General features: G+C 71.3%; 25 protein-coding genes. 10 read left to right on the forward strand and 15 right to left on the reverse strand.

The genetic code is table 11. From position 1 onward, the window contains the following. Window positions 1-191: 191 nt before the first annotated feature. Window positions 192-1,949, reverse strand: a complete 1,758-nt coding sequence (locus tag HGG74_RS00205; protein WP_168484337.1) for a thiamine pyrophosphate-binding protein — start codon at window positions 1,947-1,949, stop codon at window positions 192-194. Window positions 1,950-2,374: 425 nt separating this feature from the next. On the opposite strand from HGG74_RS00205, the gene ligM reads away from it, so the two are divergent. Continuing rightward, a complete protein-coding gene (ligM, locus tag HGG74_RS00210; RefSeq protein ID WP_168484338.1) occupies window positions 2,375-3,781 on the forward strand; it encodes a vanillate/3-O-methylgallate O-demethylase in 1,407 nt (468 codons plus the stop codon). Window positions 3,782-3,829: 48 nt separating this feature from the next. Here ligM and HGG74_RS00215 read toward each other — a convergent pair whose 3' ends face one another. The 5 genes from HGG74_RS00215 to HGG74_RS00235 all read right to left on the reverse strand — a co-directional run bounded on the left by HGG74_RS00215 (window position 3,830) and on the right by HGG74_RS00235 (window position 6,571). Then, window positions 3,830-4,636, reverse strand: a complete 807-nt coding sequence (locus tag HGG74_RS00215; protein WP_168484714.1) for a methylenetetrahydrofolate reductase — start codon at window positions 4,634-4,636, stop codon at window positions 3,830-3,832. Window positions 4,637-4,692: 56 nt separating this feature from the next. Continuing rightward, complete coding sequence (locus HGG74_RS00220) at window positions 4,693-4,962, reverse strand: DUF3072 domain-containing protein (protein ID WP_168484339.1); 270 nt, start codon at window positions 4,960-4,962, stop codon at window positions 4,693-4,695. A 74-nt stretch (window positions 4,963-5,036) separates the two neighbouring features. Further along, the gene (locus HGG74_RS00225) at window positions 5,037-5,753 is read right to left on the reverse strand and encodes a hypothetical protein (RefSeq protein ID WP_168484340.1); all 717 of its coding nucleotides are present in this window, start codon (window positions 5,751-5,753) and stop codon (window positions 5,037-5,039) included. A gap of 5 nt (window positions 5,754-5,758) precedes the next feature. Next, window positions 5,759-6,079, reverse strand: coding sequence for a helix-turn-helix domain-containing protein (locus HGG74_RS21295; RefSeq protein WP_168484341.1), 321 nt, complete (start codon window positions 6,077-6,079; stop codon window positions 5,759-5,761). Between the two features lie 57 nt (window positions 6,080-6,136). Next, entirely contained in the window at window positions 6,137-6,571 is a 435-nt protein-coding gene (locus tag HGG74_RS00235) for a DoxX family protein (RefSeq protein ID WP_168484342.1), read from the reverse strand. A 203-nt stretch (window positions 6,572-6,774) separates the two neighbouring features. On the opposite strand from HGG74_RS00235, the gene HGG74_RS00240 reads away from it, so the two are divergent. The 3 genes from HGG74_RS00240 (at window position 6,775) to HGG74_RS00250 (ending at window position 9,935) form a co-directional block, all read left to right on the forward strand. Further along, on the forward strand, window positions 6,775-7,548 hold the full coding sequence (locus HGG74_RS00240; RefSeq protein ID WP_168484343.1) for a M50 family metallopeptidase: 774 nt from the start codon (window positions 6,775-6,777) through the stop codon (window positions 7,546-7,548). 328 nt (window positions 7,549-7,876) lie between these two features. After that, window positions 7,877-8,371: an FBP domain-containing protein gene (locus HGG74_RS00245; protein ID WP_168484344.1), complete on the forward strand. Its 495-nt coding sequence runs from the start codon at window positions 7,877-7,879 to the stop codon at window positions 8,369-8,371. A 217-nt stretch (window positions 8,372-8,588) separates the two neighbouring features. After that, on the forward strand, window positions 8,589-9,935 hold the full coding sequence (locus HGG74_RS00250; RefSeq protein WP_168484345.1) for an MBL fold metallo-hydrolase: 1,347 nt from the start codon (window positions 8,589-8,591) through the stop codon (window positions 9,933-9,935). On the opposite strand, the gene HGG74_RS00255 is transcribed toward HGG74_RS00250, so the two are convergent. Next, window positions 9,932-11,035: an alkene reductase gene (locus HGG74_RS00255; RefSeq protein ID WP_205761106.1), complete on the reverse strand. Its 1,104-nt coding sequence runs from the start codon at window positions 11,033-11,035 to the stop codon at window positions 9,932-9,934. The two genes, HGG74_RS00250 and HGG74_RS00255, sit on opposite strands and share 4 nt — an antisense overlap. Window positions 11,036-11,123: 88 nt before the next feature. Here HGG74_RS00255 and HGG74_RS00260 point away from each other — a divergent pair, with 88 nt between their 5' ends. The 3 genes from HGG74_RS00260 to HGG74_RS00270 all read left to right on the forward strand — a co-directional run bounded on the left by HGG74_RS00260 (window position 11,124) and on the right by HGG74_RS00270 (window position 13,886). Beyond that, window positions 11,124-11,897 carry an SDR family NAD(P)-dependent oxidoreductase gene (locus HGG74_RS00260; protein ID WP_168484347.1) on the forward strand — a complete coding sequence of 258 codons (774 nt, stop codon included), beginning with the start codon at window positions 11,124-11,126 and terminating at the stop codon, window positions 11,895-11,897. Between the two features lie 32 nt (window positions 11,898-11,929). Continuing rightward, complete coding sequence (locus tag HGG74_RS00265) at window positions 11,930-12,565, forward strand: hypothetical protein (protein WP_168484348.1); 636 nt, start codon at window positions 11,930-11,932, stop codon at window positions 12,563-12,565. A 73-nt stretch (window positions 12,566-12,638) separates the two neighbouring features. Continuing rightward, entirely contained in the window at window positions 12,639-13,886 is a 1,248-nt protein-coding gene (locus HGG74_RS00270; RefSeq protein ID WP_168484349.1) for a plasmid pRiA4b ORF-3 family protein, read from the forward strand. 45 nt (window positions 13,887-13,931) lie between these two features. On the opposite strand, the gene HGG74_RS00275 is transcribed toward HGG74_RS00270, so the two are convergent. Next, entirely contained in the window at window positions 13,932-14,351 is a 420-nt protein-coding gene (locus HGG74_RS00275) for a MarR family winged helix-turn-helix transcriptional regulator (RefSeq protein ID WP_168484350.1), read from the reverse strand. A 125-nt stretch (window positions 14,352-14,476) separates the two neighbouring features. On the opposite strand from HGG74_RS00275, the gene HGG74_RS00280 reads away from it, so the two are divergent. Beyond that, window positions 14,477-15,172, forward strand: coding sequence for a FadR/GntR family transcriptional regulator (locus tag HGG74_RS00280; protein ID WP_168484351.1), 696 nt, complete (start codon window positions 14,477-14,479; stop codon window positions 15,170-15,172). Next, on the forward strand, window positions 15,169-16,371 hold the full coding sequence (locus HGG74_RS00285; protein WP_168484352.1) for a CynX/NimT family MFS transporter: 1,203 nt from the start codon (window positions 15,169-15,171) through the stop codon (window positions 16,369-16,371). Before HGG74_RS00280 ends, HGG74_RS00285 begins: the two co-directional genes overlap by 4 nt. A 16-nt stretch (window positions 16,372-16,387) precedes the next feature. Here HGG74_RS00285 and HGG74_RS00290 read toward each other — a convergent pair whose 3' ends face one another. From HGG74_RS00290 to HGG74_RS00310, 5 genes are all read right to left on the reverse strand, one after another. Next, window positions 16,388-19,714 carry an ATP-binding protein gene (locus HGG74_RS00290; protein WP_168484353.1) on the reverse strand — a complete coding sequence of 1,109 codons (3,327 nt, stop codon included), beginning with the start codon at window positions 19,712-19,714 and terminating at the stop codon, window positions 16,388-16,390. Beyond that, window positions 19,711-20,439, reverse strand: coding sequence for a DUF4194 domain-containing protein (locus tag HGG74_RS00295; RefSeq protein ID WP_168484354.1), 729 nt, complete (start codon window positions 20,437-20,439; stop codon window positions 19,711-19,713). Before HGG74_RS00295 ends, HGG74_RS00290 begins: the two co-directional genes overlap by 4 nt. Beyond that, window positions 20,436-21,905, reverse strand: a complete 1,470-nt coding sequence (locus tag HGG74_RS00300) for a DUF3375 domain-containing protein (protein ID WP_168484355.1) — start codon at window positions 21,903-21,905, stop codon at window positions 20,436-20,438. Before HGG74_RS00300 ends, HGG74_RS00295 begins: the two co-directional genes overlap by 4 nt. A gap of 115 nt (window positions 21,906-22,020) precedes the next feature. Continuing rightward, window positions 22,021-22,404 carry a hypothetical protein gene (locus HGG74_RS00305; RefSeq protein WP_168484356.1) on the reverse strand — a complete coding sequence of 128 codons (384 nt, stop codon included), beginning with the start codon at window positions 22,402-22,404 and terminating at the stop codon, window positions 22,021-22,023. Between the two features lie 104 nt (window positions 22,405-22,508). Then, window positions 22,509-23,153: a GntR family transcriptional regulator gene (locus HGG74_RS00310; protein ID WP_168484357.1), complete on the reverse strand. Its 645-nt coding sequence runs from the start codon at window positions 23,151-23,153 to the stop codon at window positions 22,509-22,511. 253 nt (window positions 23,154-23,406) lie between these two features. On the opposite strand from HGG74_RS00310, the gene HGG74_RS00315 reads away from it, so the two are divergent. Next, a complete protein-coding gene (locus HGG74_RS00315) occupies window positions 23,407-23,640 on the forward strand; it encodes a hypothetical protein (RefSeq protein ID WP_168484358.1) in 234 nt (77 codons plus the stop codon). A gap of 82 nt (window positions 23,641-23,722) precedes the next feature. Here the strand turns inward: HGG74_RS00315 and HGG74_RS00320 are convergent, their stop codons facing one another. Continuing rightward, window positions 23,723-25,357, reverse strand: coding sequence for a thiamine pyrophosphate-binding protein (locus HGG74_RS00320; protein ID WP_168484359.1), 1,635 nt, complete (start codon window positions 25,355-25,357; stop codon window positions 23,723-23,725). A 54-nt stretch (window positions 25,358-25,411) separates the two neighbouring features. Next, a complete protein-coding gene (locus HGG74_RS00325) occupies window positions 25,412-25,969 on the reverse strand; it encodes a gluconokinase (protein WP_168484360.1) in 558 nt (185 codons plus the stop codon). Window positions 25,970-26,054 lie beyond the last annotated feature (85 nt).

The following is a 26,054-nucleotide window of genomic DNA, read 5'->3' on the forward strand; positions in this document are numbered from 1 at the left end:
GCTCGCATTCCCCGCCCCGCACACGAAGTGCTTCGCCCCCCACGCACCGGGGCCTCACCCTTCGCAGGCAACTGGCGGTCGATGGATGATGCGGATCGGGCTGAAACCCCTTTCCGAAGGCATCCATTGACCGCCAGATGGTGGGCAGTGGGTGACGCGCCCCTGCACCCGATGGCGGGGGAAACTGCGCCTCAGCCCACCGGCAGCGGACGCGGCGCGGGCTGGGCGCCGGCCATCGACTCGGCCATGTACTCGGCGACCACGTCCTGGGAGATGGGCAGGTCCAGCACGAACACGCCCTCGGCACCGCGGGACACCCAGTCCTTGAGCGCGTCCAGGTCCTGCAGGCTGCGGGCCTTGACGCCCTCGGCACCGAAGGCCCGGCCCAGGGCGGCGAAGTCCACCTCCTCGATGAGCATGGCCGCCTCGTCCAGTCCGCGGGCGGCGTACTGGTGCAGCTCGGCACCATAGGCAGCGTCGTTGAACACGACCACCACGCCGCTGCGCGCCTGGCGCACGAAGCTCTCGAAGTCGGCCAGGGCCATCAGCCCGCCGCCATCGCCGGTCACCAGCACGGTGGTCCGCTCGGGGCGGGCCACCGCGGCACCCACGGCCGAGGGGAAGCCCAGCCCGATCGACTGGAACGCCGTGCCGACGAACAGGTGGGAACGCGCATCCGGCACCGAGCACATCAGCGGGATCCAGCCAATGAAGTGTCCGCCGTCCTGCACGAACGTCCGCTCGCGGGGCAGGATGCCCTCCAGCGCCAGCGCCATCGTCCGCGGGTTCAGCCGGCCGTCCGGGGCCAGCCCGTCCTCCACGGAGCCATCCTCGCGCATGTCCTCCACACGCGGAGCCGCCGGCAGGGGCTGGCGGCCGCGCCAGCCGCCGTCGGGACGGCCGTTCTCCTGCGGGGTGGCGCCGAACGCCGCCGCCAGGGCCGCCAGTACGGCACCGGCGTCCGCGACGAGGAAGCGGTCCGTGCGCTCATGGCGCTGGCCGGCGCGGCGGTCCACCTGGAGCACGGTGGCGTCCCCGGACACCAGGGTGCCGTAGCGCATCTGGAACGGGTTCATGCCCGCTCCGACCACCAGCACGACGTCGGCCTGGCGCATGATCTCCACGCGCTCGAGCCGGGCGAAGCCGCCGGCGATGCCCAGATCGCCCTCGGGGCCGGCCACATTGCGGGCCATCACGGTGGTGGCGATGAAGGCACCCAGCCCGTCGGCCAGCCGGCGCAGGGCCTCGGGGGCCCCGGCGGAGTCGACGACGCCGCGGCCGGCAATGATTAGCGGCCTCTCGGCGCCGCGCAGCGCGGCGACCAGCGGCTCCAGTTCCGCGGCCGCCGGCGTGGCGGGGGCCGGCGTCGTGAGGTGCAGTGCTTCGGCCGGCTGCGTGACGGCCTGTACCGGGACCTCCACCAGGTCATACGGGATGGCGACGACGATCGGCCGGGACTCCGCCGCGGCGCGGTCGTAGGCGTCACGGACCTGGGCGGCCGGGTCCTGGGCGTCCAGGCACACCGTCTCGACGCCGGCAGCGGCGGCCATGCCGACCTGGTCGATATCGAAGAAGCGCGGCCCGGAGGCGGGTGCGTCGCCGACGATCAGGATCAGCGGGATGCGGGCGATGGCGGCCTCGGACAGGGCGGTGAGGGTGTTCGTGAACCCGGCGCCGTAGGTGACGGTGGCCGTGGCCGGCTTCCCCGACGCGCGGAAATACGCGTCCGCCGCGGCCACCGCGCCGGCCTCATGGCGCACGGTGACGAAGGGGAAGCCGGTGCTGGTCAGCTCGCTGATCAGATGGGCGTTGCCGTTGCCCATCAGCCCGAAGAGGACGGTGGCGCGCTCGCGCACGACCCGTGCCACGGCCTGGGGGACGGTGGCGGTGGCCTCGGTAGCGGCGGTGGTGGCGGCGGTGTTCGCGGGGCGGTCTGCGACGGCGGTCATGGCGGGACTCCTCAGTGCTTTCGGGACGTCATGGTCTCTTGGCAAGGAGTGTGGCCCGAGCCGCAGCCACTGCGCAATCAGTCCCCGATGGAGTGGGCAGTCTGTGCATCTTGACCTGCTAATACACGAAATGGCTATGCAGACTGACTAGTCAATGCCGTGTGCCGCAGCGGCAGCGTCCGGCCCTGCTCGTGGGTGCGCAGCGCGAGGGCGCACCGCTGAGTTTCACCGTGCCGTTCTTCCCCGCGGGCGCGTTGCCGGTCACCGCACTATATTTCGTGGTTCGCCGGCGCCGGAGACTGGCAGGGCAGGAACCGGCGGGCCCGCCGGCCACGGTCGACATATCTACGTCCATAGGCCTAGAGTCGCTTTGCAGACCTGTGCACTGGATCACACCCGGCCCCGACCAGGGAGGACAAGAATCAATGAGCGCAAAGAACCTGCAGGAAGTCCTGGACGCTTCCGGCAATACCGTCGACCTGCTGCGCAATTCCCAGCTTGGCGCCTACATCTACCCCGTCGTCGCCCCGGAATTCACGAACTGGCGCAGCGAGCAGCGCGCCTGGCGCGAGTCCGCGGTGCTGTTCGACCAGTCGCACCACATGGACAACCTGTTCATTAAGGGCCCCGATGCGCTGAAGCTGATTTCGGATACCGCCATTAACAGCGTTGCGCAGTTCCCGGTCAACAAGGCCAAGCAGTACGTGCCCACCACCCCCGCCGGGCACGTGATCGGCGACGGCATCCTCTTCCATGAGGCCGAGGATGAATATGTCTACGTCGGGCGTGCGCCGGCGGCCAACTGGCTGCTCTTCCACGGCACCACCGGCGGCTACGACGTCGAGATCGAGGTTGACCGGCGTTCGCCGTCGCGCCCGATGGGCAAGCCGGTGCAGCGCAAGTACTGGCGCTTCCAGATCCAAGGCCCAAACGCCTGGCAGATCATCGAAAAGCTCAACGGCGGCCCGGTAGAGCAGTTGAAGTTCTTCAACATGGACCAGATGGGCATCGCCGGCGAATCCGTGCGCACGCTGCGCCACGGCATGGCCGGCGCCCCCGGCCTGGAATTGTGGGGGCCGTACGAGTCCTACGACAAGGTCCGCGACACCATCCTGGAAGCCGGGCAGGAGTTCGGCCTGCTGGCCGTGGGCGCCCGGGCCTACCCCTCCAACACTCTGGAGTCGGGCTGGATCCCGTCGCCGCTGCCGGCGATCTACACCGGCGAGGAACTGCGCCCCTACCGCGAATGGCTGGGCGCGGACAGCTACGAGGCCACCAACGCGGTGGCCGGCAGCTTCGTCTCCGGGAACATCGAGGATTACTACCTGACCCCGTGGGAGCTGGGCTACGGGTCCTTCGTGAAGTTCGACCACGACTTCATCGGCCGCGAGGTGCTGGAGAAGATCGACCCGGCCAGCCAGCGCCGGAAGGTCACCCTGGCCTGGAACGGCGAGGACGTAGCCAGGATCTTCGCCTCGCTGTTCGAGACCGAGGGCCTGCCGTACAAGTACTTCGACCTGCCGCTGGCCAACTACGGTTCCTCGAACTACGACGCTGTCGTGGACGCCGACGGCACCACCGTGGGGTTGTCCATGTTCACCGGCTACAGCGCCAACGAGCGGCGCGCGCTGTCGCTGGCCACCGTCGCCCCGGACGTGCCCGAAGGCACGGAGCTGACGGTGGTCTGGGGCGAGCCCGACGGCGGCACCCGCAAGACCACCGTGGAGCCCCACCGGCAGATCGAGGTGCGCGCCGTCGTCAGTCCTGTCCCGTACGCCGAGACGGTACGCAAGGACTACCACGGCGGCTGGCGGACCGGACGCCGCGGCTGAACCGGCAGGCGGCAGGTGCCCCGGGCACCTGCCGCCTGCCGGGCGGGCTCAGCCGGCCGCGGCCTGCCGGAAGTCCCGCACCCACTCGGCGGTGGCCTTGAGTCCGCCGAAGGTGTAGAAGTGCAGCAGCACCGCCCCGTGCCCGGCCGCCTCGTAGCGGCGGGCAAACTCGTGGAGGAACTTGTCCGGTCCGGCAGTGCCCAGCAGGTTGGTGAGCGAGAACCCGTACTTGTGCGCGATCCCCGCCGAGGAGGCGACGCCGAAGCGGCGGGCATAGCTGAGCAGGCGCTTGACGCCTGCCGGTCCCGGCACGCCCAGGCGCACCGGCGCCCAGATGCCCCGCTGCCGCAGTTCGGCCAGCCAGGACAGTACCGGATCCACGTCGAACCCGAACTGGGTGATGATGCTCGACTCCAGGCCCAGGTCCTTCAGCGCCGCGTACTTGTCGGTCAGCGCCTGCCAGAGGGTCGCGTCGCTGATGTCCGGGTGCCCTTCGGGGTAACCGCTGATGCTGACGTGCTCGATGCCGTAGTTGCCCAGCAGCCCGGACCGGATCAGGGCATAGGAATCCTCGAAGGGCCCCAACGGCTTCGCCGGGTCCCCGGCGACCGCGAACACATCCTTGGGCGCCGCCTCGGTGGCCAGGGCGTCGAGGAATTCCTCCAGTTCCTGCCGGGAGGCCAGGCGGCGGGCCGAAATGTGGGGGACTGGGACAAAGCCCAGCCTCCGTACGGCGGTGGCGGCGGCGACCCGCATCCGCAGGTCCTCGTTGCCTAGGAACGTGACGTTGATCCGGGTTCCCGGCGGGATGACCGGGGCTGCCTCTTCCAGGGCCGGCACGTCCTTGCCGGTCATCTCCAGCGAAAAATTGCCCAGCAGGGCCTCGGCGCCGCCGGACTCCTGCGCCGGGCTCACGTATCGCCGCCGTCGCCTGCGTTGCCGGAGCTGCCGCGGAGCCGCCCGCTCTTGCCCTGCAGCCGCTCGATGTGCTCCGACGCCTGCGCCTTGGTCAGATCCGCCGGCAGCTCCTCGCCGGCCTCGCGGGCCAGCGTGTCCAGGTAGCTGCGCTGGGCATCGGTCATCGGCTCGTCGCCGGTGACCCAGTCCTCGGGGTCCCGTTTGAGGCCGGAGCCCGATTCCGGGGTCGGGCTGCCGAGGGTCTCGGGCTGTTCGTCGGTCATGATCGTGTGCTCCTTCGCCAGTAGCGCCGGTTACGGCTCCAACCTATCCCCTCCGCCATGGACGGGCCAGCGTCTCAGCGCTGCGCGGGCAGGGCCAGGGCCAGGGCCAGGGCCAGGCCCGCGGCCAGGGCTAGGGCGCCGGCTGCGGCGAGGGCGGCCTCGGTGCGGCCCAGATGGGTTTTGGCAAAACGGACGGCGAGCATATTGGTCAGCGAATGGGCCGGGAGGGTCAGCAGCACCAGCCAGGGCTGCGCGAACAGCAGCAGTGTGAAGCCCAGATGCAGCGCCGTCGCGCTGAAGCGTTCGAGCAGTCCCCACAGCGGGTGCTGCGGGGTGGTCATGCCCTGGTCCGCGAGCAGCTGCCGGGCCTGCCGGGACTTCGGGTCGTCCTTGGTCACCAGGTCCGCGATGACGAGCGTGTTCACGGCCACCAGCAGCACCTCCACCGCCGCCCAGCCGAAACCGGCCCAGAGTGCCGCCTCGAAGCTGTGCAGGGCCAGCAGGACCAGGCCCAGCCGGACCAGTTCCTCCGCCGGTCCGGAGCACCAGCCCACGATGGTGGCCGCGCGCTCCCGGCCGGCGAAACGGGAGGCAGCCAGCGCGACGGGCTGGCGCAGCACCAGGGCAAGGATCCAGCCGGCCGCGCCGAGCAGGAGCGGCACCGGCAGCGGGGTACCGAAGGCAAGGACCAGGACCGTGCAGGACGTAACCACCGCCACCGGCAGGACCAGGGCATTGATCCGGGTGCGGGCGGCCAGCGGGGCGAAATCGGGTGCGGTCGTCTCAGCCATGGCGCTCATCCTTGCCGGGGGTCGGTGCTTCGGTAGTTGGTGCTGTTTCCGTGGGCGGTTCGCTCGACGCTGCCGCGGGCCTGCCGCTCATGGGCGATGTCCACCAAGCCGACCCCCAGCAGTGTGTTGAGGTGCCGGTACAGCGCGGCCTGGGGGAGCGTGACCGCCAGCTGCTTGGCCGTCCAGGCTGGGGGAATGAGCGCGCGTAGGATCGCGATGGACTGCGGATGCAGATCACCTCGGCCTTCGCCAGCGGCTTCGCTCTCATAGTTGGGAATGTTATCGACATTGACAGAAGCTAAGGAGGTACATAAAAAGGCGCGCACCTCCTGTGGGAGGTGCGCGCCTTGGGGCCGGAGCCGTCAGGACCGCGGGGTGTGCGGTCAGGCCAGCACGGCCAGCTTGGAGGAGGTGCGGCCGAACAGCAGATTGTCCACGGACAGCCGGCCCGGGCCCACCAGGGCGACGGCCAGGGCCGCGGCGGCGAGCAGGAGCACCAGTTCGAAGCCGCCGGCCTCGACGAACACGCCGGCCGGGGCGTGGACCAGGAACAGGGCGCCGAGCATGTTCAGGGTCAGCAACAGGGCGACCGGGCGGGCGAAGAGGCCCAGGATCAGAGCGATCCCGCCGGCCAGTTCCAGGGTGGCGACCACCGGGGCCACGAGGTCCGCTGCGGGCACGCCCATCTGGGCGAAGGCGCCCTGGGTGCCGGCAATGGTGAACTGGTTGAACTTCTGCCAGCCGTGGGCGGCGAAGAGGAAGCCGGCGACGACGCGCAGCACGGTGCGGGCGATGGTGGTCAGGGCGGGGTTGTTCATCTGGATCCTTCGGTGGTCTTGGAGGTCAATCACTTGGCCGCCTCGGCCGGCGGCAGGCGCCTTTTATTGAGGCTTCAACTAAAATGGTGCCCGGGATTGCTTGAACTGTCAAGTATCGAGACGAAGGTCACGGTCGCCGCCCGGCATGGCCTGCTAGCGTGGCGGCGTCAGGCACCCCGCGAAGATCAGGAGATCCAGCAAGCATGAGCACCGCCGCAGACGCCGCAGCAGGCACGGCACGGGAGGTTGCTGCCCAGTGGTGGGACAAGCTGCTCGCCGGATTCGAGCGCGGGGCGCCGCTGGATCCGGCTCCGCTGGTGCTGGTGCTCATCCTCGCCGGCGCCGTGGCCGTATCCGTGCCGCGGGCCGGCTGGCGCTGGTTCGGCCTCTTCGTCACCGTGGTGCACGAGCTCGGCCATGCCTTCGCGGCACTGATGACCGGCCAGGTCGTCAAGGGCATCCATCTGCGGTTCGACCATTCCGGGGCCATGCACAGCCTGGCCAGGGGATCCGGCGCCGCCGGGGCGGCGTGGGCCGGATTCTGGGGCTACCCGGCCCCCGCCGTCACCGGCGCCGCGCTGGTCTGGGCCGCCTACGCCGGCTGGTCAGGGCTGGCGCTCTCGGTCAGCGCGCTGCTGCTGCTGGCCACGCTGCTGTTCATCCGCAACTGGCAGGGGGCGGTGATCGCGGTGTCCTGCGCCGCCGCCGCGGTGCTGCTGGTCTGGTACGCCACCCCGGTGTTCCTGGGCTACTTCACCCTGGCCGTCGGGGTGGCGCTGCTGGTGGGTGCGGTCCGGGACTGGTTCAAGGTCCTCGGGGTGCACACCCGGCGCCGGCACGCGCTGGCCAATTCGGATGCCTACATCCTGTCCCGGCGCACCGGGGTGCCCGCCGGCATCTGGCTCGGCGGCTTTGCCGCCGTCATCACCGCCTCCTGCCTGGCCGGCGCTGGGGCGGTGGCCGGCAGCTTCAGCTGACGACGCCGGGGCAGGCGCCGGCGGCGCGGTACGGTCCCGTGGAAGCCGTCGGCGGAAACCGCTAGAATCCAGACGCGCCCGCGACCGGCGGGCGGATCTGACCCAGGGAACAGGAATGGTGAGCATGCATACCGCTGCCGCGGGGAGCGAGGTGGCCGCAATGGCCTGCAGAGCTGCTCCTGTGCCGCCGGCCTCTCCGGACGCCACCGCCTGAACCCTTCCGGTATCCCTGCTGCCCATGTCGGCAGCGGTGCTTTGGCGTGCCCGGAAACCGCTGGCCACCCTGCAGCTGCCAGTCTTTCCCGTTTTTCGTCAGGAAGCATCAACCATGGAACAACTCACCGAGTCCGCCATCCGCAAGTCCTTCATCAATGCCACCCGCTCCGAAGTCTCGGCGCTGAACCTGCCCGCCGGCTTCGCGGAGCTGGACTGGGACAACCTGGACTACCTGGGCTGGCGGGATCCGAAGATGCCCCAGCGCGGCTACCTGGTCACCCCGCTGGCCGGCAGGCCGGTCGGCGTGCTGCTGCGCGCGCCGGAAACCTCCACCCCGGGCAACAAGCGGGTGCTCTGCGCCCTGTGCCAGGACGTGCACTCGGAGGAGGATGTCTACCTCTATGTGGCGCGCCGGGCCGGGCAGCCCGGGCGCGACGGCAATACCGTCGGCACGCTGATCTGCGCCGACTTCTTCTGCTCGGCCAATGTCCGGCTCCAGGTGCCGGCCACGCCGATCCATCCGGACCCGGAGGTGGTCACGGCCGGACGGATCGCCGGCCTGCGCCAGCGCACCGCGCTGTTCCTGCAGCGGGTGCTCGGCAAGTAGGCGCACCGCCGGAGGGACCGTCCGCCTGCGGCGGCCCCTCCGGCCCGCATCTGCCCGCCGGGTACGGCCGCGCGGACCTGCCGGGTCCGGACTCGGCCCCCGGGGGTCTACGCTTCCGGCAGGAAGTTCCGCACAATGGAGGAAGGCCGGCCGGGCAGGAGCCCGACAAAGCCCCTCCTCCCGCCGGCCAAAGGAAAGTTCACGAAGGAGTGGCGCCGTGGACGTCGTCGTTATCGAAACCCCGCCGCTGGGGGACCGCAGCTACCTGGTGCATGACGGCAGCGTGGCCCTGGTGGTCGACCCGCAGCGGGACACCGATCGGCTGGAGGCCGCGGTGCGCGAGGCCGGCGTGCGGATCACGCACGTGGCCGAGACCCACATCCACAACGACTACCTCAGCGGCGGGCTGCAGCTGGCCCGGGCGCACGGCGCGGCCTACCTGGTCAACGCCGCCGACGAGGTGGCCTTCGAGCGCACCCCGGTGCACGACGGGGACGTGATCGCCGTCGGCCGCCTGCGGGTCAGGGTGGTCGCCACCCCGGGCCACACCCACACCCACCTGGCGTACATTGTGGACGACGGCGGCGAGCAGGCGGTCTTCTCCGGCGGCAGCCTGCTCTACGGTTCGGTGGGCCGGACCGACCTGGTCAGCCCCGAGGACACCGAGGGGCTGGCCCGGAACCAGTACGCTTCCGCCCGCCGGCTGGCCGCCGAAGCCGGCCCGGAGGCCGCGCTCTACCCCACGCACGGCTTCGGCTCCTTCTGCTCGGTTGGACCCGCCGCGCGCACGGCGGCCTCAACCATCGGCGAGCAGCAGCACGGCAACCACGCCCTGACGGACCCGGACGTGGAGCACTTCGTGGCCGAGCTGATGGCCAACCTCAGCGCCTACCCCTCCTACTACGCCCACATGGCGCCGGTGAACCGCCGCGGCGCCGGCCCGGCGGTGCTCGCGGTTCCCGGGCCGCTGGAGCCGGCCGAACTGCAGCGCCGGCTGCTGGCGGGCGAGTGGGTGGTGGACCTGCGCAACCGCGTCGCCTATGCCGGCAGCCACCTGCGCGGGTCGGTCAGCTTCGAGTACGGCAGCGGTTCCAGCTTCACCTCCTACGTGGGCTGGGTGCTGCCGTGGAACCGGCAGCTGACGCTGCTGGGCTCCCGCGAGGACGTGGAGAAGGCCATCCGCGACCTCTCCCGGATCGGCTTCGAGTCCCCGGAGGCAGGCATCGGCGCCGGGCCCGGCGAATGGGCGCCGGGCGCGCCGACGGCGGACTATCCCCGGGTGGGCTGGGACGGGGTGCCCCGCACCTTCGGCAGCGGCGAGGTGCTGCTGGACGTGCGGCGCACCGACGAGTATTCCCGCTCCCACCTGGACGGGGCGGTGAACATCCCGGTGCACGAGCTGCTCTCCCGGATGCAGGAGCTCCCGGCCGGCCGGCTCTGGGTGCACTGCGCCTCCGGCTACCGGGCCGGCGTGGCCGCGAGCCTGCTGCAGCGCGCCGGCCGGGACGTGGTCCTGATCGACGCGAACTACAAGGATGCCGGGGACCGGAGGAAGCCGGCCTAGTTTTGCCAGCAGGGGTAGTCCGTGTAGCCTTCCGGGCCGTCGGTGTAGAAGGTGGAGGAGTCCGGGGCGTTCAGCGGCAGGTCCTCGTGCCAGCGGCGCAGCAGGTCCGGGTTGGCAATCGCCGGCCGTCCGACGACGACGGCGTCGGCCTGGCCGTCCTCCAGCAGCGCGAGCGCTTCCTGGCGGGTGGTCACCTCGGCGAAGCCGTTGTTGGCCAGCACCTTGCCGCCGAAGCGGGCGCGCAGGTCCTGGACCAGCGGGCCGGCCGGGTCCTGGTGCAGCACGCTCAGGTAGGCCAGGCCCAGCGGTGCCAGACTGTCCACCAGCGCGCCGTAGGTGGCCAGGACATCCTCCGGGTCCGTTTCGAGGGCATCCTGGACATTGTGTTCGGGGGAAATGCGGATGCCCACCCGGCCGGCGCCTATGGCTTCGGCCACCGCGGCGGCAGTTTCGGCCACGAAGCGCGCGCGGTTGGCGGGGGAGCCGCCGTAGGCATCCGTGCGCCGGTTCGAGGCCGGGGAGAGGAACTCGTGCAGCAGGTAGCCGTTGGCCGCGTGCAGTTCCACGCCGTCGAGCCCGGCGGCGACGGCGTTGCGGGCGGCCTCGACGAACTCCTCGATGATCCCGGGCAGCTCCCCGGTCTCCAGGGCCCGCGGCACCGGCAGCGGGTACTTGCCCGTGTAGGTGCGGGTCCGGCCGTTGATGGCGACCGCGCTGGGCGCCACCACCTCGCGCCCGCCGTTGGTCTCCGGGTGGGTCACCCGGCCCGAGTGCATCACCTGGGCGACGATCCGGCCGCCCTCGGCGTGCACGGCCTCGGCCACCCGGCGCCAGCCCTCGACCTGTTCGGCGGTCACGAGCCCGGGCTGGCGGACGAAGGCCTGCCCGGCGAAGGACGGGTAGACGCCTTCGCTGACGATCAGCCCGAGCGAGGCCCGCTGGCGGTAGTACTCGACGACGAGGTCGCCGGGCACCCCGTCGACTCCCGAACGCGAGCGGGTCAATGGGGCCATCACCAGGCGGTTGGGCAGGTCCAGGTCACCCAGGGTCAGCGGGGAAAACAACGTCACGAAAGGCACTCCTTGAAAGGTTGGGAACATCAGGTGCCAACCCGGGCCGCCGCCGCCGTTATTCCCGAACCTGCGGTACTTGCTTGCCACAGGCATGTATCTGCGGCAGGGTGCAGGCATGAGTGAAACGACTGCCGAGAGTGTCCTGATCACCGGCGGCACGGCGGGCCTGGGCGCCGAATTCGCCCGGCAGCTGGCCGGACGCGGCGCCAGCCTGGTGCTGGTGGCCCGGGACGAGGACCGGCTGCAGGAATCCGCCGCGCGGCTGCACGGCCAGGCCGGTGTCCAGGTGGAGACCATTACCGCGAACCTGCTCGAGGATGACGGCCTGGCCCGGGTGCTGGCCCGGCTTGCCGACCAGTCGCGGCCGGTCGGCACGCTGGTCAACAACGCCGGCCACGGATTGCCGACCTCCTTCGCGGACAGCACCCTGATTGCCGAGCTGGACCACCTGCGCATCCACGTCACCGTGCCGATGGCGCTGGCGCACGCCGCGCTGCAGGGCATGCGCGCCCGCGGCCGGGGGTACATCATCAACGTCGCGAGCATGGCCGGCTTCACCCCGCGCGGCAGCTATTCGGCCGCCAAGGCCGCCATGATCCACTTCAGCCGCTGGGCGAACATCGAATACCGCCGCGAGGGCATCACCGTTACCGCGCTCTGCCCCGGCTACACGCATACGGAGTTCCACGAGCGGATGCATCTGGACACGGGGCACATTCCCGGCTGGATGTGGCTGGATGCCGGACAGGTGGTCCGCGAGGGGCTGCGGGATACCGCCGCCGGCAAGGCAGTCTCCATTCCCAGCAGGCGCTATAAGGCGCTGGCCGTCCTGGCCAGGACTCTACCGCCGACGCTGGTCGCCGCCATCGTCGCCCGCGGCCGGGACTGACTCCCGGGCCCGGTCGGGAGTAAAATCCGGCCATGGGCACCACACCGGAGGGGGCGGGGCCCGACTCCCCGCCGGAAGCGGCGTCGGCCCGGAAGCCGCCGGCCGCCAGGAACCCTGCTGTCTGGGGCCTGGCAGGAGCTCTGCTCGGCGGCGTGGTCACGGGCACCTTCTCCCTGATCGGGGTCGCGGTGTCGGCAGAGCGTGCCGCCGACACTGCCCGGCAGGGCCATGCCGCCGAGGCGCAGCGAGCACGGGCGGACTTCCTCCGGAGCGAACGGCTGAAGCACTATGAAGAGGTGCTGGCCACGAGCCAGCGGCTCACCGACGCCTGCACCAGCTACGCCTACATGCTCCAGTACCGGCAGTCCTATACGCAGCCGGCCCTGGACACCGCGCTCGCGGAGCTCCACACGGCGTTCAAGGCCTATGTCACTGCCGCCTGGGCTATCCGGGTGATCGGCTCGGACGCCGTGGCCCAGGCCAATGATGAGCTGAGTTCGAAGATGGACGAGGCCGCCTACAAACTCTTCAACTACCGCGGGGTGGACAGCGAGCTGCAGGATGTAGCCGCCTACTTTGGTACCTTTCCCCAGGAGGCCTTCGACCTGCGGGTCGTATTTTCCCAAGCGGCCCAGGGCGAATTCCGCCAGGACGCCCAGGCCAGCTGACCGGCGCTGCCGGCGGGCGACTTGTTCTGCCATACATTGCGCAGGAGCCCGGCCGGCTTGGCACAATGGCTGCATGGGAGACGCCGAAAAGGCCCTTGACCTCCATATCGAACTGCTGGAAAGCGATCCGCACATGTGGCGGGACCTGCGCGTCCCCGCGGGCATCGGCCTGCCGGACCTGCACCGGGCCATCAAGCTCTCCTTCGGCTGGGAAGACAGCCAGGCGCACCTGTTCAGCCTGGCCGGCGCCTTTGCCGGCCGGCGCATCCTGGCCGGCGACGAGGAAACGGCGCTGGCAATGGGCACCGACCTGGCCGCGGACTTCACCCTTGCGGACGCCCTGCACGGCAAAAAATCCACGCTGCGCTACGAGTATGGCGGCGGCTGGACCCACGAAATCACCGTAACCGGCCACGCCGTCATGCCCGCCGGCTACCTGGGCTGCCTGGGCGGGGCCAGCCGGGGGCCGGCCGAGGCTCCCGGCGGCCCGGGCGTCCCCCCGGGCGGGTATGCACTGTCCGTGGAGCCGGACGACGGCGCCGCCGGGCGCTGGGTCGAGGAGGGCGCCGGGGGCCCGGTGCCGGATTCCGGCCCGGCAGGGTTCGACCGCGACCGGGTCAACCTGCGCCTGGCCCGCCTGAGCGCGCAGCTGACCGGGGCCCGGGCCTGCCCCGACGAGCAGGCCGAGATCGTGCGGCCGGTGAAATGGCTGCTTGAGCGGGCGGGCACGGACGGGCTGGAACTGACCAAGGACGGCTACCTGAAACCGGCCGTCGTCCGCGAAGCCGCCGAGGCGCTGGGCTGGGCGGACCGGCTCTACGGCAAGGCCAACCGGGAGGTGCGCACCCGGCCGGTCTTCCAGTTGCGGACGCGGCTGCAGGACTGGGGCCTGCTGCGCCGGTTCAAGGGCAGGCTGGTGCTGACCCCGGCCGGGCGCGCCCTGGCCGGCGCCGGCGACGAGGGCAGGCTGTGGGACTATCTGGCGGACCGGCTGGCCCACCCGGGCTCGGACCCGGCGTCCTTCCTCAACGGACTCTTCGCCCACTGGCTGCTCGCCGGTACCCTGCCGGCCTGGCAGCGGCGCGGTCAGGTGCTGACCGAGGCCCTGCACACGGCAGGCTACCGGCTGCCCAGCGGCCGGCCCGTGACCGAGGACGTGGGCGCGGACCTGGTCCAGGAGTTGGAGTGGACGTTCCGGGTGCTCAATATCTTCCTGCCCGGACGGGATCTGCTCCAGGCCGAGGAAGCCAGCGTGGCGGGCGCCAAGTTCCTGATCGACCTGCGCCGCCGGCAGGATGCAGGTCCGGAGCAGTCCCGGTAGCCCGGCCCACCGGGCAGGGCGGACAGGTGCGCAGGCGCGGTGTGCTCAGCCTTCCCAGCCCAGGTTGCGCGCCATGCGCTGCAGCACATCCAGCGCGGCGTCGTATTCTTCGGCGGCAATGCCCTGGGTGGCCTGCTGCCGGTTCCGGTCCACCACCTCGCCCAAGGCCGCCAGGCTGTTATGCCCGAGCCCGGTCAGTTCGAACCTGCCGGCGTTTTCGGCCACCCAGCCGCTCTCGACCAGTTCGTCCAGGCGCTCGGTAGAGGACTCTTCCGCGGTCTGCTTGAAAAACGGCCGGAGGGAATCCTCCAGGTCAGACGCCGTGGCCGGACGTTCGGCCAGCACGTTCATGATCTGCCACTGCCGGCGGGTAATGCCGTGTTCCTCGACCGTCGCTTCGAACTGCTCTCCGATCAGTCCGTCGACCAGCCGCAACCAGAATCCGATGGGTCGATCTTCTGCCATGCTCCCACCATACAAAGAGGGTCAAGGCCGGGCTGCCCACCCAGGCTGCGGCCGCGCCACCAGCTTGCACGGGCTCCCGCACCCCTGTAAGGTCCAAATGTCCAACATTTGACCTGGAGGTATCCGTGCAGCTGGTCCGCCCTGCCCGCAACGTGCCGCTGGCCCTGCAGGTGGCCGGGCAGCTGAAAGCCCTCATCGCGTCCGGCGCCTGGCCGGTCGGCGAAAAGATCCCGGGCGAACTCGAGCTCAGCAACCAGCTGGGCATCAGCCGCAACAGCGTCCGGGAGGCGCTGCGGTCACTGGTCCATGCCGGGCTGCTCGAGGCGCGCCCGGGCGACGGCACCTACGTGCGTGCCGCCAGCGAGCTCGGGGTGACGCTGCACCGGCGGGTTGGTGCCGGGGACGCGGAGGAAGCCTACGAGGTCCGCTCCATGCTCGAGCAGGGCGGGGCCGCCCTGGCCGCGCAGCGGGCCACCGCCGAGCAGCTCTCCGCGCTGCACGAGGTGCTCCGGCGGCGCGATGCCGCCCGGGACCAGGGGGACGAGGCCGCCTATGTCGCCGAAGACCTCGCCTTCCACCGGGGGGTGGTCGAGGCCGGCGGCAACTCCCTGCTGGCGGAGCTCTACGCGCACCTGCATGATGCCGTGACGGCAGGCATCGCCCGGACCCTGGACGCGGACACACGCTCCTCCCTGGACCCCCGGCACCACGAGCTGCTGGGCGCCATCGAGCGGCGGCAGCCGGCGGAGGCCCAGGAGATCGCGGCGGCGCTGGTCGAGGAGTCCCGGCAGCTCGGCCGGCGGCTGCAGGAGCAGGCATGAGCGCACCCACCGCCGCACCCACCGACGTCGGCAGGCCCGCCCGCGTAGGCCTGGCACTGGTCGGCATCCTGCTGATCGCGGTCAACCTGCGGGTCTCGTTCGTCAGCGTCGGCCCCCTGCTGGGGCAGCTGCGCGCCGACCTGGGGCTGGGCGCGGCCGCGGCGGGCCTGCTGACCAGCCTGCCCCTGGTCGGCTTCGCCCTGTTCTCGCCGCTGGCCCCGGCCGCCGCCCGGCGGCTGGGCCTGGACCGGACCCTGTGGGTGGCCCTGGCCGTGCTCTCCGGCGGCATCCTGCTGCGCTCGGCGGCGCTGCCGGGCGCGGTCTGGATCGGCACCGGCCTGCTGGGCCTGGCCATCGCCTTCCTGAACGTGCTGCTGCCCGGGCTGGTCAAGCGGGACTTCCCGCACCGGGTGGGCGGAGTGACCGGCATCTATTTCGCCCTGACCACCATTGTGGCCGCCCTGGGCTCGGGGCTGGTGGTGCCCATTGCCGGGGACGCACCGAACGGATGGCGGCTGGCCCTGGGCGTCTGGGCCGGACTGGGCCTGCTGGCGCTGGCCTGGTTCCTGCCCCGGCTGCGGCGGCGCGCCGCGGCGGCCGCGGAAGACGCCGGGCAGGCGCCGGAGTACCGTTCGCCCTGGACCTCGGCGCTGGGCTGGCAGGTCACCCTGTTCATGGGGCTGCAGTCCCTGCCGTTCTTCGTGCTGGCCACCTGGCTGCCCAGCATCGAGGCCAGCTACGGCGTCGATGCCGTGACCAGCGGCTGGCACCTGTTCTGGTTCCAGGTCTGCGGCGTGCTGGGCAGCCTGAGCATGCCCGCGGTGCTGCACCGGCTGCCGGACCAGCGGCTGCCGGGAGCGGCCGCCAGCCTGCTGGCCCTGGCCGCCTACCTGGGCCTGATGCTCGCCCCCGGGATGTCCCTGCTGTGGACGGTGCTGCTGGGGCTGGCCTGCGGCAGCTCCATCGTCGTGGCCCTCTCGCTCTTCAGCCTGCGCACGCGGCACCACCAGCAGGCGGCGGCCCTGTCCGGGATGGCCCAGTCCGTGGGCTACCTGCTGGCGGCCGCCGCCCCGATCGGCTTCGGCGCGCTCTACGACCTCACCGGCGGCTGGACGCTGCCGCTCGGACTGACCGCCGTGCTCATGGTGTTCATGGGCGTCTTTGCGGTCCTGGCCGGCCGCCGCCGCTACATCGACTGATCCCCGGCCGGTCCCGCTAGCGCAGCACGATCTCGGTGGCGGTGGCCGGGGAGATGCCGCTTTCGACGAACCCGGAGACGTTGGAATCCGGGTGCTTGATGATGTCGGTGATCGAGCCCAGGTGCCGGGAGAGGTCCACCTTGTCCTCCGGGGCGGCCAGCAGCAGCTGGAAGCCGAATTCCTGCAGTGCGTTGATGCCGGCGCCGGCGTACTCGGAGTTGGCCTGGATGAACGCCTCGTCGATCATCACCGTGCCGTAGGTGGTGAAGCCCTGGGTCTCGAAGCCCAGCTGGTAGGCCAGCGCGGCGCCCATAATGAACGAGGTGAAGCGCTGGCCCTCGCCGCCGGAGAGGGTGCCCGGCTCCAGCCCGGTCTCCACCTCGCCGCCGGGCCGGTGCTCGTTGCAGCTGATGGTCACGTGCTGGCGCACGTCCAGCACGGTGTTGCGCCAGGGCAGCTTGGCCTGGTCGTTCAGGTCGTCCACCAGCTTCTCGAGCGCCTTGTAGCTGTCGGCCATCTGCTCGGCGCTCTGCTTCACGTACGCGTTGCCCAGGGCGTTCTTCAGGCTGTTCCGGAACACGCGCGCCTCCTCCGGAATGGCAGTCCTGACCTCCAGGCGCAGGTGGCTGCCGTTGTCGAAGGGCACCTCGTCCAGGATCTGGTTCAGCGGCAGGATGCGTTCCTCGATGGCCCGGCGTTCCTCTTCCAGCAGCTGCAGCAGGTCCGAGAACCGTTCGTAGGAGCGGTTGTTGAAGTACTCGCGGAATTCGTCCTCGCGCTGGGGCAGGCCCTCGTCGATGATGCTGTGGTAGAGCGCCTCGTAGTGCGGGGCGCTCTCGACGCCGGTGCCGAAGGAGGCGTTCAGCTGCGGGCCCCATTCGCGGGCGAAGGACTTGAAGGTATCCGTCAGCGCGGTCCCGGTCCGGTGCAGTTCGTCCTTCAGCGCCGCCGCGGCCTCGCCCAGCTTCAGCTGGGCGGCATGGAAGGCGGCCTCCAGCCGCTCCAGCGCCGCGGCCTCGCCGCCCTCGCCGTCACCCGGATCGAGGAATTCGGCCAGTGCTTCCACCGCCCAGTCCGCCGGCGGCTTCTCCGCCGCGCGCCGCCCGGTGTCCGCCAGCTCCGCGGCCACCTTCGCGGCCTGCCGGCCGGCGGCGTCGAGTTCGCTGCGCAGCACCGCCACCCGGCCCACCGCCGCCTCCAGGGAGGACTTGGCCTCCTCGAGCTCGGCGCGGATCCGGGCCAGGGTGGTGCTGTCCTCCATCAGGGCGCGCAGGCGCTGCTGCAGGGCCTCGACGGCGCCGCGCCGGGCGGCGGAGTCCAGCTCGGCGAAGGGCCGGGTGTCGGCGGCCACGCGCTGCAGCGCCTCGAGCCGGCCGGCGAGGGCGTCCTTGGCCTTGCTGCGCTCGTCCGCGAGCTCGCTGGCCCGCTCGTGCTCGGCGCGGATGCGGTCCGCCTCGGCCTGCAGCTGGACGATCTTCTCGGTGTTGCTGAAGCCGAGCAGGTAGTCGCCGGGACTGATCGTGCGGGTATCCCGCTCGAAGGTGCCGGCGTTGAGCTTGATCGTGCCGGCCAGGCTGATCGCCTTCTCGTGCCGGTGCAGGTCCGCGTCCGAGTCCACGCACACGAAGGGGTAGTCGGCGGCGATCTTGGCCCGCAGCCAGTTCCCGGCCTCGGAGTTCTGGAACTCCAGCTTGCCCACCAGGTCGGCAGGGCCGGCTTCGGCAGCCTTCTTCCCGAAGGCGCCGGTGCCGATATTGATCCAGCGCAGCCGGCCGTAGCCGTCCAGGGCGTCGATGGCGGCGGTGACCGCGCGCAGGTGCTCGCCGCGTACCAGCAGGGTGGTGGCCAGCGTGCGCAGCGCCTTCTCGGCCGCCGGCCGCCAGCGCTGGTGCTCGCCGGCGATGTCCGCCAGCTCGCCGGCGAAGGGCATGTCCGCGGCGTCGATGCCGGTCGCGGCGCTGATCTGGCGCCGGGCGGCGGCACTGGCGCCGTCGATATTGCTGCCGCGCCGGGTATAGGACTCGATCTCGGTCCGCAGCTTCGCCTCGCGCTGGCGCGCGTTCATGCTGGCGGCCACGGCCTCGTACTCCAGGGTGCGGGCGGCGGCGGCTTCCTCGGTGAGCCGGCCGACGGCGTCGGCGGCCTCGCGCCGGGCGGCCGACAGGCCGTCGGCGGACCACTGCGCCTCCAGTCCGGCGTCGTCGAGGTCCTTGCGCAGCTGCTGGGCGATGCGCTCGCGCTCGGCCAGTTCCAGCTGCGCGGCGCGGATCTCCCGTTCCAGGGCGTCGATCGCCTTGCCGCCGTGGTTCTCGTGCTGTTCCTCCAGCAGCCGCACCCGGGCGGCGAGCTCGTCCTTGGCGGCCGCCTCGGCCTCGAGCTGCTCCGCGGCCGCGGCGCGCACCTGCCCGAGCCGCTCCGCCTCGCGGCGCAGCAGCGCTGCCGAGCGCTGCCGGCGGATCAGCGGCAGCTGCTCCCGGGCCAGCTCGGCGTTGCGGCCCAGCAGCTCCTGCAGCTCGCGGTAGCGGCGGTACTGCGCGGGCACCTGGGCCAGGGCGTCGCGCTGGCCGCGGGCGTCCTCCAGCTGCCGGTAGATCCCGCGCAGGTGGCTGAAGTCCTCCACGGCGCCGGCGGCGGCTTGGAGCGTGGAGGGGATTTCCAGCACTTCGTAGCGGAAGAACTGGTTGACGCCTTTGTCCAGGCCCTTGCCGCTCTGCAGCGTGCGCAGCAGGCTGAACGCCTTGTCGTTGTCGATGCCCAGCCGGCGCCGGAAGCGTTCGGCGAAGGTCTTGTGCGTATCGAAGGCCTCGCAGCCGGGCAGCGCCTTGTGCAGCGAGCTGGGGGAGAAGCGCCGGCTGCCGTGGGCCTCGAGGGCCTCGGTGTCCAGCGGCCCGTTGTGGATCACGTAGTGCTTGCCCACCGTGCCCTCCAGCCCGTTGACCGGCAGGTCGAACAGGGCGGCGATGCAGGTGCTGTGGCCCAGGCCGTCCTCGTAGACCAGCGCGATGGCCGACCAGGTCGCGCCCGGGCGCTGGTAGCTGGTGCCCGCGGCGGTCTTGAAGCGCCGGCCGCGCATGTAGCTGTAGGTGGTGCGCCGGTCCTTGCGGTTGCTGGCGTCGTGCGCGGACTCGTTCAGCCGCGGTGCGGCGGCGAAGATGTGCGCGATGCCGTCGAACAGGGTCGACTTGCCCACGCCCGGGTGCCCGGTCAGCAGCGTGCCGGCGCGGTCCACGTACATGGTGTGCCGGCCGTGGAAGGTGCCCCAGTTGATCACCTGGATGGTGCTGAGCCGGTGCTGGCCCGCGTTGATGGCTTCCCCCAGCGGGAGCGTGAGGGCAATGCTCACAGCTGATCCTCTCCGTCGTCATCCCCGGACTCCAGCGGCAGCTGGGTGCCGGCATCGTGCTCGGCGCTGCGGTCCAGGGCCGCCAGGTAGGCCGGGATCTCGTCGATCGTGTCGAACGGCAGGGCCAGTGCCAGCGCGCTGGAGACCCGGTACTCGTCCGGCAGCTCGGTGGGCAGCAGCAGCTTCAGCGCCGCCAGCCGGGCGAGCGAGGAGTCGGTGAGCTCCTCGAGCCGCTTGTCGTCCACCAGGCCCGGATGCCGGTGCTCCTCGAGGATCTCCCGGGCGCCGGCGCGTGAAATGACCGGCTCGGTGCCGGTCCCCGCGTGCCGGTCCAGCAGCAGCCGCAGCCGCAGCGCCAGCAGGGTTTCCTCCCGCCGCAGCGGCTTGCGCGGCTGGATCGGGGCCGTGTGCGGGGCATCGACCTGGGCCGGGGTGAGCATGGCGATCTTGCGCTCGGGGTCCACCGTGAGCAGCAGGAAGATCTCGCACAGGTAGTCCGAGAGCACCGCGCGGTTGTCCAGGATCAGCGACCACAGCCGGGGCTCGGCCACGCCGTCGATGTACGGCCCGCGCAGCAGCCGCACCAGCGCCTGCCGGATCGCCAGCGGGAAGCTGCCGGTGTCGCCGTCGAACAGGCTCCGCTCGTCACGGTAGCCGGCATCGCCGTCGTCCTCCGGGACGGACGGATCCTGTCCTGCGGACAGCGTGTCGGTGGTTTCGGTCATGGCAGGTCCTCGGTGAAGGTGATCAGCGGAAGGTAGGCGGTGCGCTCGGTGCCGTCGACCTGGCCGAAGGAGACGGCCTCCCAGCGGGCGGCATCGAGCTGCTGCCCAGTGTTGCGGGCGGTGAGCACCAGCCCGCGGATGCTGTTGATGTGCCGCTGTCCCGGCGGCAGCTGGGCCAGCACGTTCCCGAGCGTGGGCGCGGCGCCGCTGCTGCCGGCTGCTTTCCGGCGGGCGGAGGCGACGGCGGAGCGCAGCGCGGCGAAGTCGGCCTTCGGGGTGCTGGGCGTGCGGTGGATGTCCGCCTCGGTCAGCGCCGGGGGATCGGCCAGCTTCGGCGGCGGGACGTGCTCGGCCGGGTCGAAGATGCCCAGCCCGGCCAGCGTCTTCAGGCGCGGCTTGAACAGTTCCAGCTGCGCCACCGGTGTGCGCGCCTTCAGCGCGGGGGAGGCGGCCACCGCCAGCTCCGCGGTGCGGATGGCCTTGCGCAGCAGCAGGGACTCGCGGAACTCGTCGCTTTGCACATAGGTGTGCAGGCTCTCGGAGAGCCGGCCGTAGATGGCGTGGACCTCGGAGGCCTGCCGGCGCAGCTCGCGCACCAGGTTGGACAGGGTCGCGCGCTCGCCGGCGGAGAGGGCGTCGACGAAGTCCCGTTCCAGCACCTCGGTGACCGCCTGCCGGAAGCGGGCCTGCTGCTGCGGGTCGTTCAGGAACTCGGTGAAGCCGCGGAAGGTCTCACCCTCGGCGGTGCTGCGCAGCTGCCGGTCGCCTTCGAGCACCTGGCCCACGGCCACGCCCTTGGCCACGGAGGATTCCATGATTTCGGCCCGGATGGTGTGCAGCATCGCCTCCACCCCGTCCCGCATGCGCTTGAAGTCCGCCGGCAGGCTGGCGGCCAGGTCCAGCACGCTGCGGGCAGCGGCGACGGCGGACTCGCGGGAGAGCAGTTCCGGGGCCTGTCCCGATTCGAGCGCCCGGATCTGCGCCTGGCGTTCGGCGATTTCGGCCTCCAGCTGCCGGATCCTGGCCTCCGGATCCGGGTCCGTCTCGTGCGCGAGGGATTCGATGCTGGTCAGCAGGGTGTTCAGCCGCGAGCTGTTGAGGTTGGTGCGCTCGTCGGTGAGCGCGTCGATGAACGTGATCACCCGGGCACTGGCGGCGGTGGGCTCGTAGACGAACCGGCCGTCCACCATCGGCCGGGCCAGGAACTGGCTGCGCACCCAGGAATCGGCGTACTGGGCAGCCTGCCACTGGGTATTCAGCGGCACCTGGTGCCGGCGCAGTTCCTTCAGGAACGCATCCAGGGCGGCGTGGAACTGCTCGAGCCGGATGCGCGGCCGGTTGGGCGTGAACTCGGCGCGGAAGAAGGCGATGACCCATGGGGCCGCGGAGAGCAGCTTCCAGGCCGGACCGAGCTTGAATTCCTGCTGGGCATGCCAGTTGGACACGGCAAGTTCGGTGGAGCGCATGCTGGACTAACCCGGGTCTTTCCCTGGACGGCTGGCGGGGACCCTACGATGTTAGGCGACGTTCGGGCGTGTCACGGAATCGGCCGCGGCGCCGGAAGCTGGCCCGCCCCAGGCTCTAGTGCAGCGAGTCCACCAGCCAGGCCTGCAGCTGCCGGCTCCACACCAGCTTCAGCACTGCCACGGCCAGCGGGTTGGTGGCCGAGCCGAGGTCCACATGGGCCACGTCCGGGTTCCCCGGCGGGGAGTGGACGTCGGTGACCCGGTAGGCCGGGATGGACTGCAGGATCCAGGCGGCGGCATGGAAGTCGCCCCAGGCCATCCGGGTGGCCGGGGCCACGAGGGTTTCCAGGGTTTTGCGGTAGCGCTGCCGGTCCGCGAGCGCGCCGCAGAACAGCTCCGCCACATCCACCGCTGCCGCCAGGTCCCGCTCCGGCCACAGCGGATCCGCCGAGCCGTCCTGGTCATCGTCCGGATGGTTCCGGGGCCCGTCGAACCGCATGGTCCCAGCGTAGCGCTCGCAGCCTCCCGCACGCTTCGCGCACGGGGACCCCTGGCTGCTCTCTGCCGTGGGCCCCGCCGCGGGCCGTGCCGCGGGGAACCGGGTCAGGCCCGGTTCGGATCGCGGGCGTCGTGGCAGCGGCCCAGGACCTCCACCGCCTTGTCCGGGTCATTGTCCCGGATGGCCTGCAGGATGCTGCGGTGGTCGCCGACCACCTTGGCCTGGTGGTCGGCGCCGTGGCGGTACGTCATGGTGATGCGCTGCTGGATCGGGTGCTTCCAGATGGACCGGAGCACCCCGACCAGGAAGTCGTTGCCGCAGGGGGCGACCAGGTCCAGGTGGAAGGCCTGGCCGAGGCGGAACATCTCCGCACTGTCGGCCGGGTCGACGATCTCGGTCTCGTCGACGAGGCTGCCCAGCCGGAGCAGCTGCTGCGGGGTGTAGGAGCCGCTGGCCCGCTTCACGGCAAGTGTCTCCAGGGCGTACCTGACCTCGAAGACGTTCTCGACCTCGCGCTCGTCCAGCGCATTGACGATATAGCCCTTGCCCGGCACCAGCGTGGTCAGTCCCTCCATCGTCAGCTGGGTGAGCGCGTCGCGCACGGGAGTGCGCGAGACACCGTACTGGGCCGCCACCTGCTCCTGGGCCAGCGCCGTGCCGGGCTTGACCACGCCGCGGATGATGTCCGCGCTGAGCTGCTCGTGGACCCGCACGGCCAGCGGCCGCACGTCGTGGGGCAAGGCACTCATGTTGCTCCTCCGCTCTCCTGTCCAATTCTTGCACGCAGGGCCCATGCCGGCTGCTGGTGTTCCGGCGGCGGGGGTCCCTGCATCCGCATGCCGCAGGATGTCGTCAATGGGGCAAACGTGCTGCTGGATACACTCCTCCGGCCCGCTGCCCAAGAGCCGCAGCCCAAATGAAACGCCGGGTACACCTCCCGGCAACCATGTCAGGGCATACTGAAAGCCTGCTTGGCAATTCGGGACCCAAAGGAGGCACCGCGTGACGGATACAACCCTGACCGATAACACCGCCGGCATCGGGATCGACAGCCTCCCCGGCCTGCGCCAGGGCGAGCTCATCGAGGCACGGCAGGGCGGTGTTGTCCGGGAAAGAGGCCGGGTCGACATGGTCGCACCCCACCTGGGAGTGGTGTGGATCGTGGGTTCCGGACTGGGAACCCGCCGGATGCTGGATCTGCAGGAATGGGAGATCCGGATCCTGCCGGAGCCGTAGGTGCCGGCCGGTCCAGGCCGCCCCACGGCTCGCAAGCTCGCCGCGGGGCCCTCGGCCTGAACCTTGCGCGAAGGCTCCGCCCCTACTTGCGCGGCACCGCGGACATGCTCTCCTGCATGTACTCCGCCACCACTTCGCGCGAGACCGGCAGGTCCAGCACGAAGGTGCCGCGCGCCCCGGCGTCCACCCAGGCCCGCAGCGCGTCCAGGTCCGCCAGCGACCGGGCCTTGACGCCCTCGGCGCCGAGCGCCCGGCCCAGGGCGGCGAAGTCCACCTCCTCGATGTACATCGCCGCCGGGTCCACCCCGCGCACCGCGTACTGGTGCAGTTCCGCACCGTACGCGGCGTCGTTGAAGACCACCACGACGGCGCTGGCCGCGTGCTGCACGAGCGTGGGCAGGTCGGCCAGCGCCATGAGCCCGCCGCCGTCGCCGGTGACCAGCACGGTGGTCCGCTCCGGCCGGCCCACCGCGGCACCGGCGGCGGCCGCGAAGCCCAGGCCGATGGTCTGGAAGGCGGTGCCCACCAGCAGCAGGGCCTGCGGATCCGGAATCCGTGCGTACATCGGCATCCAGCCGGAGAAATGCCCGCCGTCCTGGACCACCGTGCGGTCCTGGGGCAGGACCGCATCCAGCGCGCGGGCGAAGGGCCGCGGGTCCAGCCGCCCGTCGGGCCCGGTTTCCGGCACCTCCGGTTCGGCCAGGAGGCTGCCGCCGGCCACCTGCGGCACCGCGTCCCGCCAAGTCGGCCCGCCGGCCGGTGCCAGCGCGCCGAGCAGCGCCTCGGCGAAGCGTCCGGCGTCGGCCTGGATGAAGTCGGTGACCGCCTCGTGGGTCGGGGCCGGCAGTTCGTCGACCTGGATCACGGTGTGCGCGCCGGCGGTGAGCGTGCCGTAGCGCGTCTGGAACATGTTCAGGCTGCAGCCGGCGAACAGCACCACGTCAGCCTGCCGCATCAGCTGGACCGGGCCCAGCCGGCCGAACCCGCCGGCCACGCCCAGGTCCCACGGGGAGCCGAAGAGGTTGCGGGCCATCGCCGAGGTGGCAAAGAGCGCGCCGATCCGGTCCCCAGCCGCGCGCAGGGCGGGGCCGGCACCGGCCAGCACGGCCCCGCGGCCGGCCACGATCAGCGGACGCTGCGCGGCCTGCAGGGCTGCGGCTGCCCTGGCCACCGCCTGGGCCGCGGGCGCGGCCGGGACAGGTTCGGCCAGCGGCTGCAGGGCCACCTGCCCCTCCAGTTCCGCCCCGGCCAGGTCGTGCGGAATGGCGAGGACGACCGGCGTCCGCTCCTGCTCGGCCAGGTCGAAGGCCCGCGCGGCGAGCACGTCGGCACTGGCCGCATCCACCGTCAGGGTCAGCACGTCCAGGGCGCGCGCCGCCGTTTCCTGCTCGATGTCCCACGGCCGCAGCCCCGTGCTGGGCGCGTCCCCGGCCACCAGGACCAGCGGGATCCGGGCCATCCGCGCCTCGGCCAGGGCGGTGAGCGCATTGGTGAAGCCGGCCCCGTAGGTGACCGTCGCCGTCGCCATCCTGCCGGTGGCCCGGTAGTAGGCATCGGCCATGGCCACCGTCCCGGCCTCGTGCTTGGCCCCGACATAGCGGACGCCGCGGGCGGTCAGGTTGCCGACCACCCAGGCATTGCCGTTGCCCATCAGTCCGAAGACCACCTCGCTGTGCTCGGCAATGACGTCCGCGACGGCGTCGGACACTGTGGGCATGGCATCTCCTCGGTCGGCGGGCTTGTCCTGGGCACAGGCTACCGTGACGCCCGGTCAGACGTTCAGGCTGAGCGTGTCGACGATGTCGCGCACGAGCTGCTGCGGGGTCTGCCGGATGTCCACGGTCAGGTGCGGCTCGTCCGGCTGCGGCTCCTCCAGCGTCTCGAACTGGCTGGCCAGCAGGGCCGGCGGCATGAAGTGGCCGCGGCGGGCGGCCAGCCGCGCGGCAATGGTTTCCGGACTGCCGTGCAGGTAGATGAAGACGACGCCGGAGCCGCGGCGGTTGAGCCGGTCGCGGTAGGCGCGCTTCAGCGCCGAGCAGGTCACGATCCCGTTCTGTCCGGTATCGAGCTGGGCCTCGATCCAGTCCGCGATCTTCTCCAGCCAAGGCCAGCGGTCCTCGTCCGTGAGCGGGTGGCCGGACTGCATCTTCGCCAGGTTTTCAGGCGGGTGCAGCGCGTCCCCCTCCTCGAATTTCCAGCCCAGCTCGCCGGCCAGCTGCTCGGCGACGGTGGACTTGCCGCACCCGGTCACGCCCATGAGAACCAGCACCCGGGCCTGCCGGGCCGGCTCTTCCGAGTGCTCCGGGTGTTCCGGACGTGCCGGGCTCATGCGTTCATCATGGCATCCGCATGCCGGGCCGGAAACCTCCCGCCGGTCCGGTACCGTCATCAGGACGGCAGATCGGACGGAGGGG

This window comes from Arthrobacter mobilis (genome assembly GCF_012395835.1).
GTDB classification, from domain to species: Bacteria; Actinomycetota; Actinomycetes; order Actinomycetales; family Micrococcaceae; genus Crystallibacter; species Crystallibacter mobilis.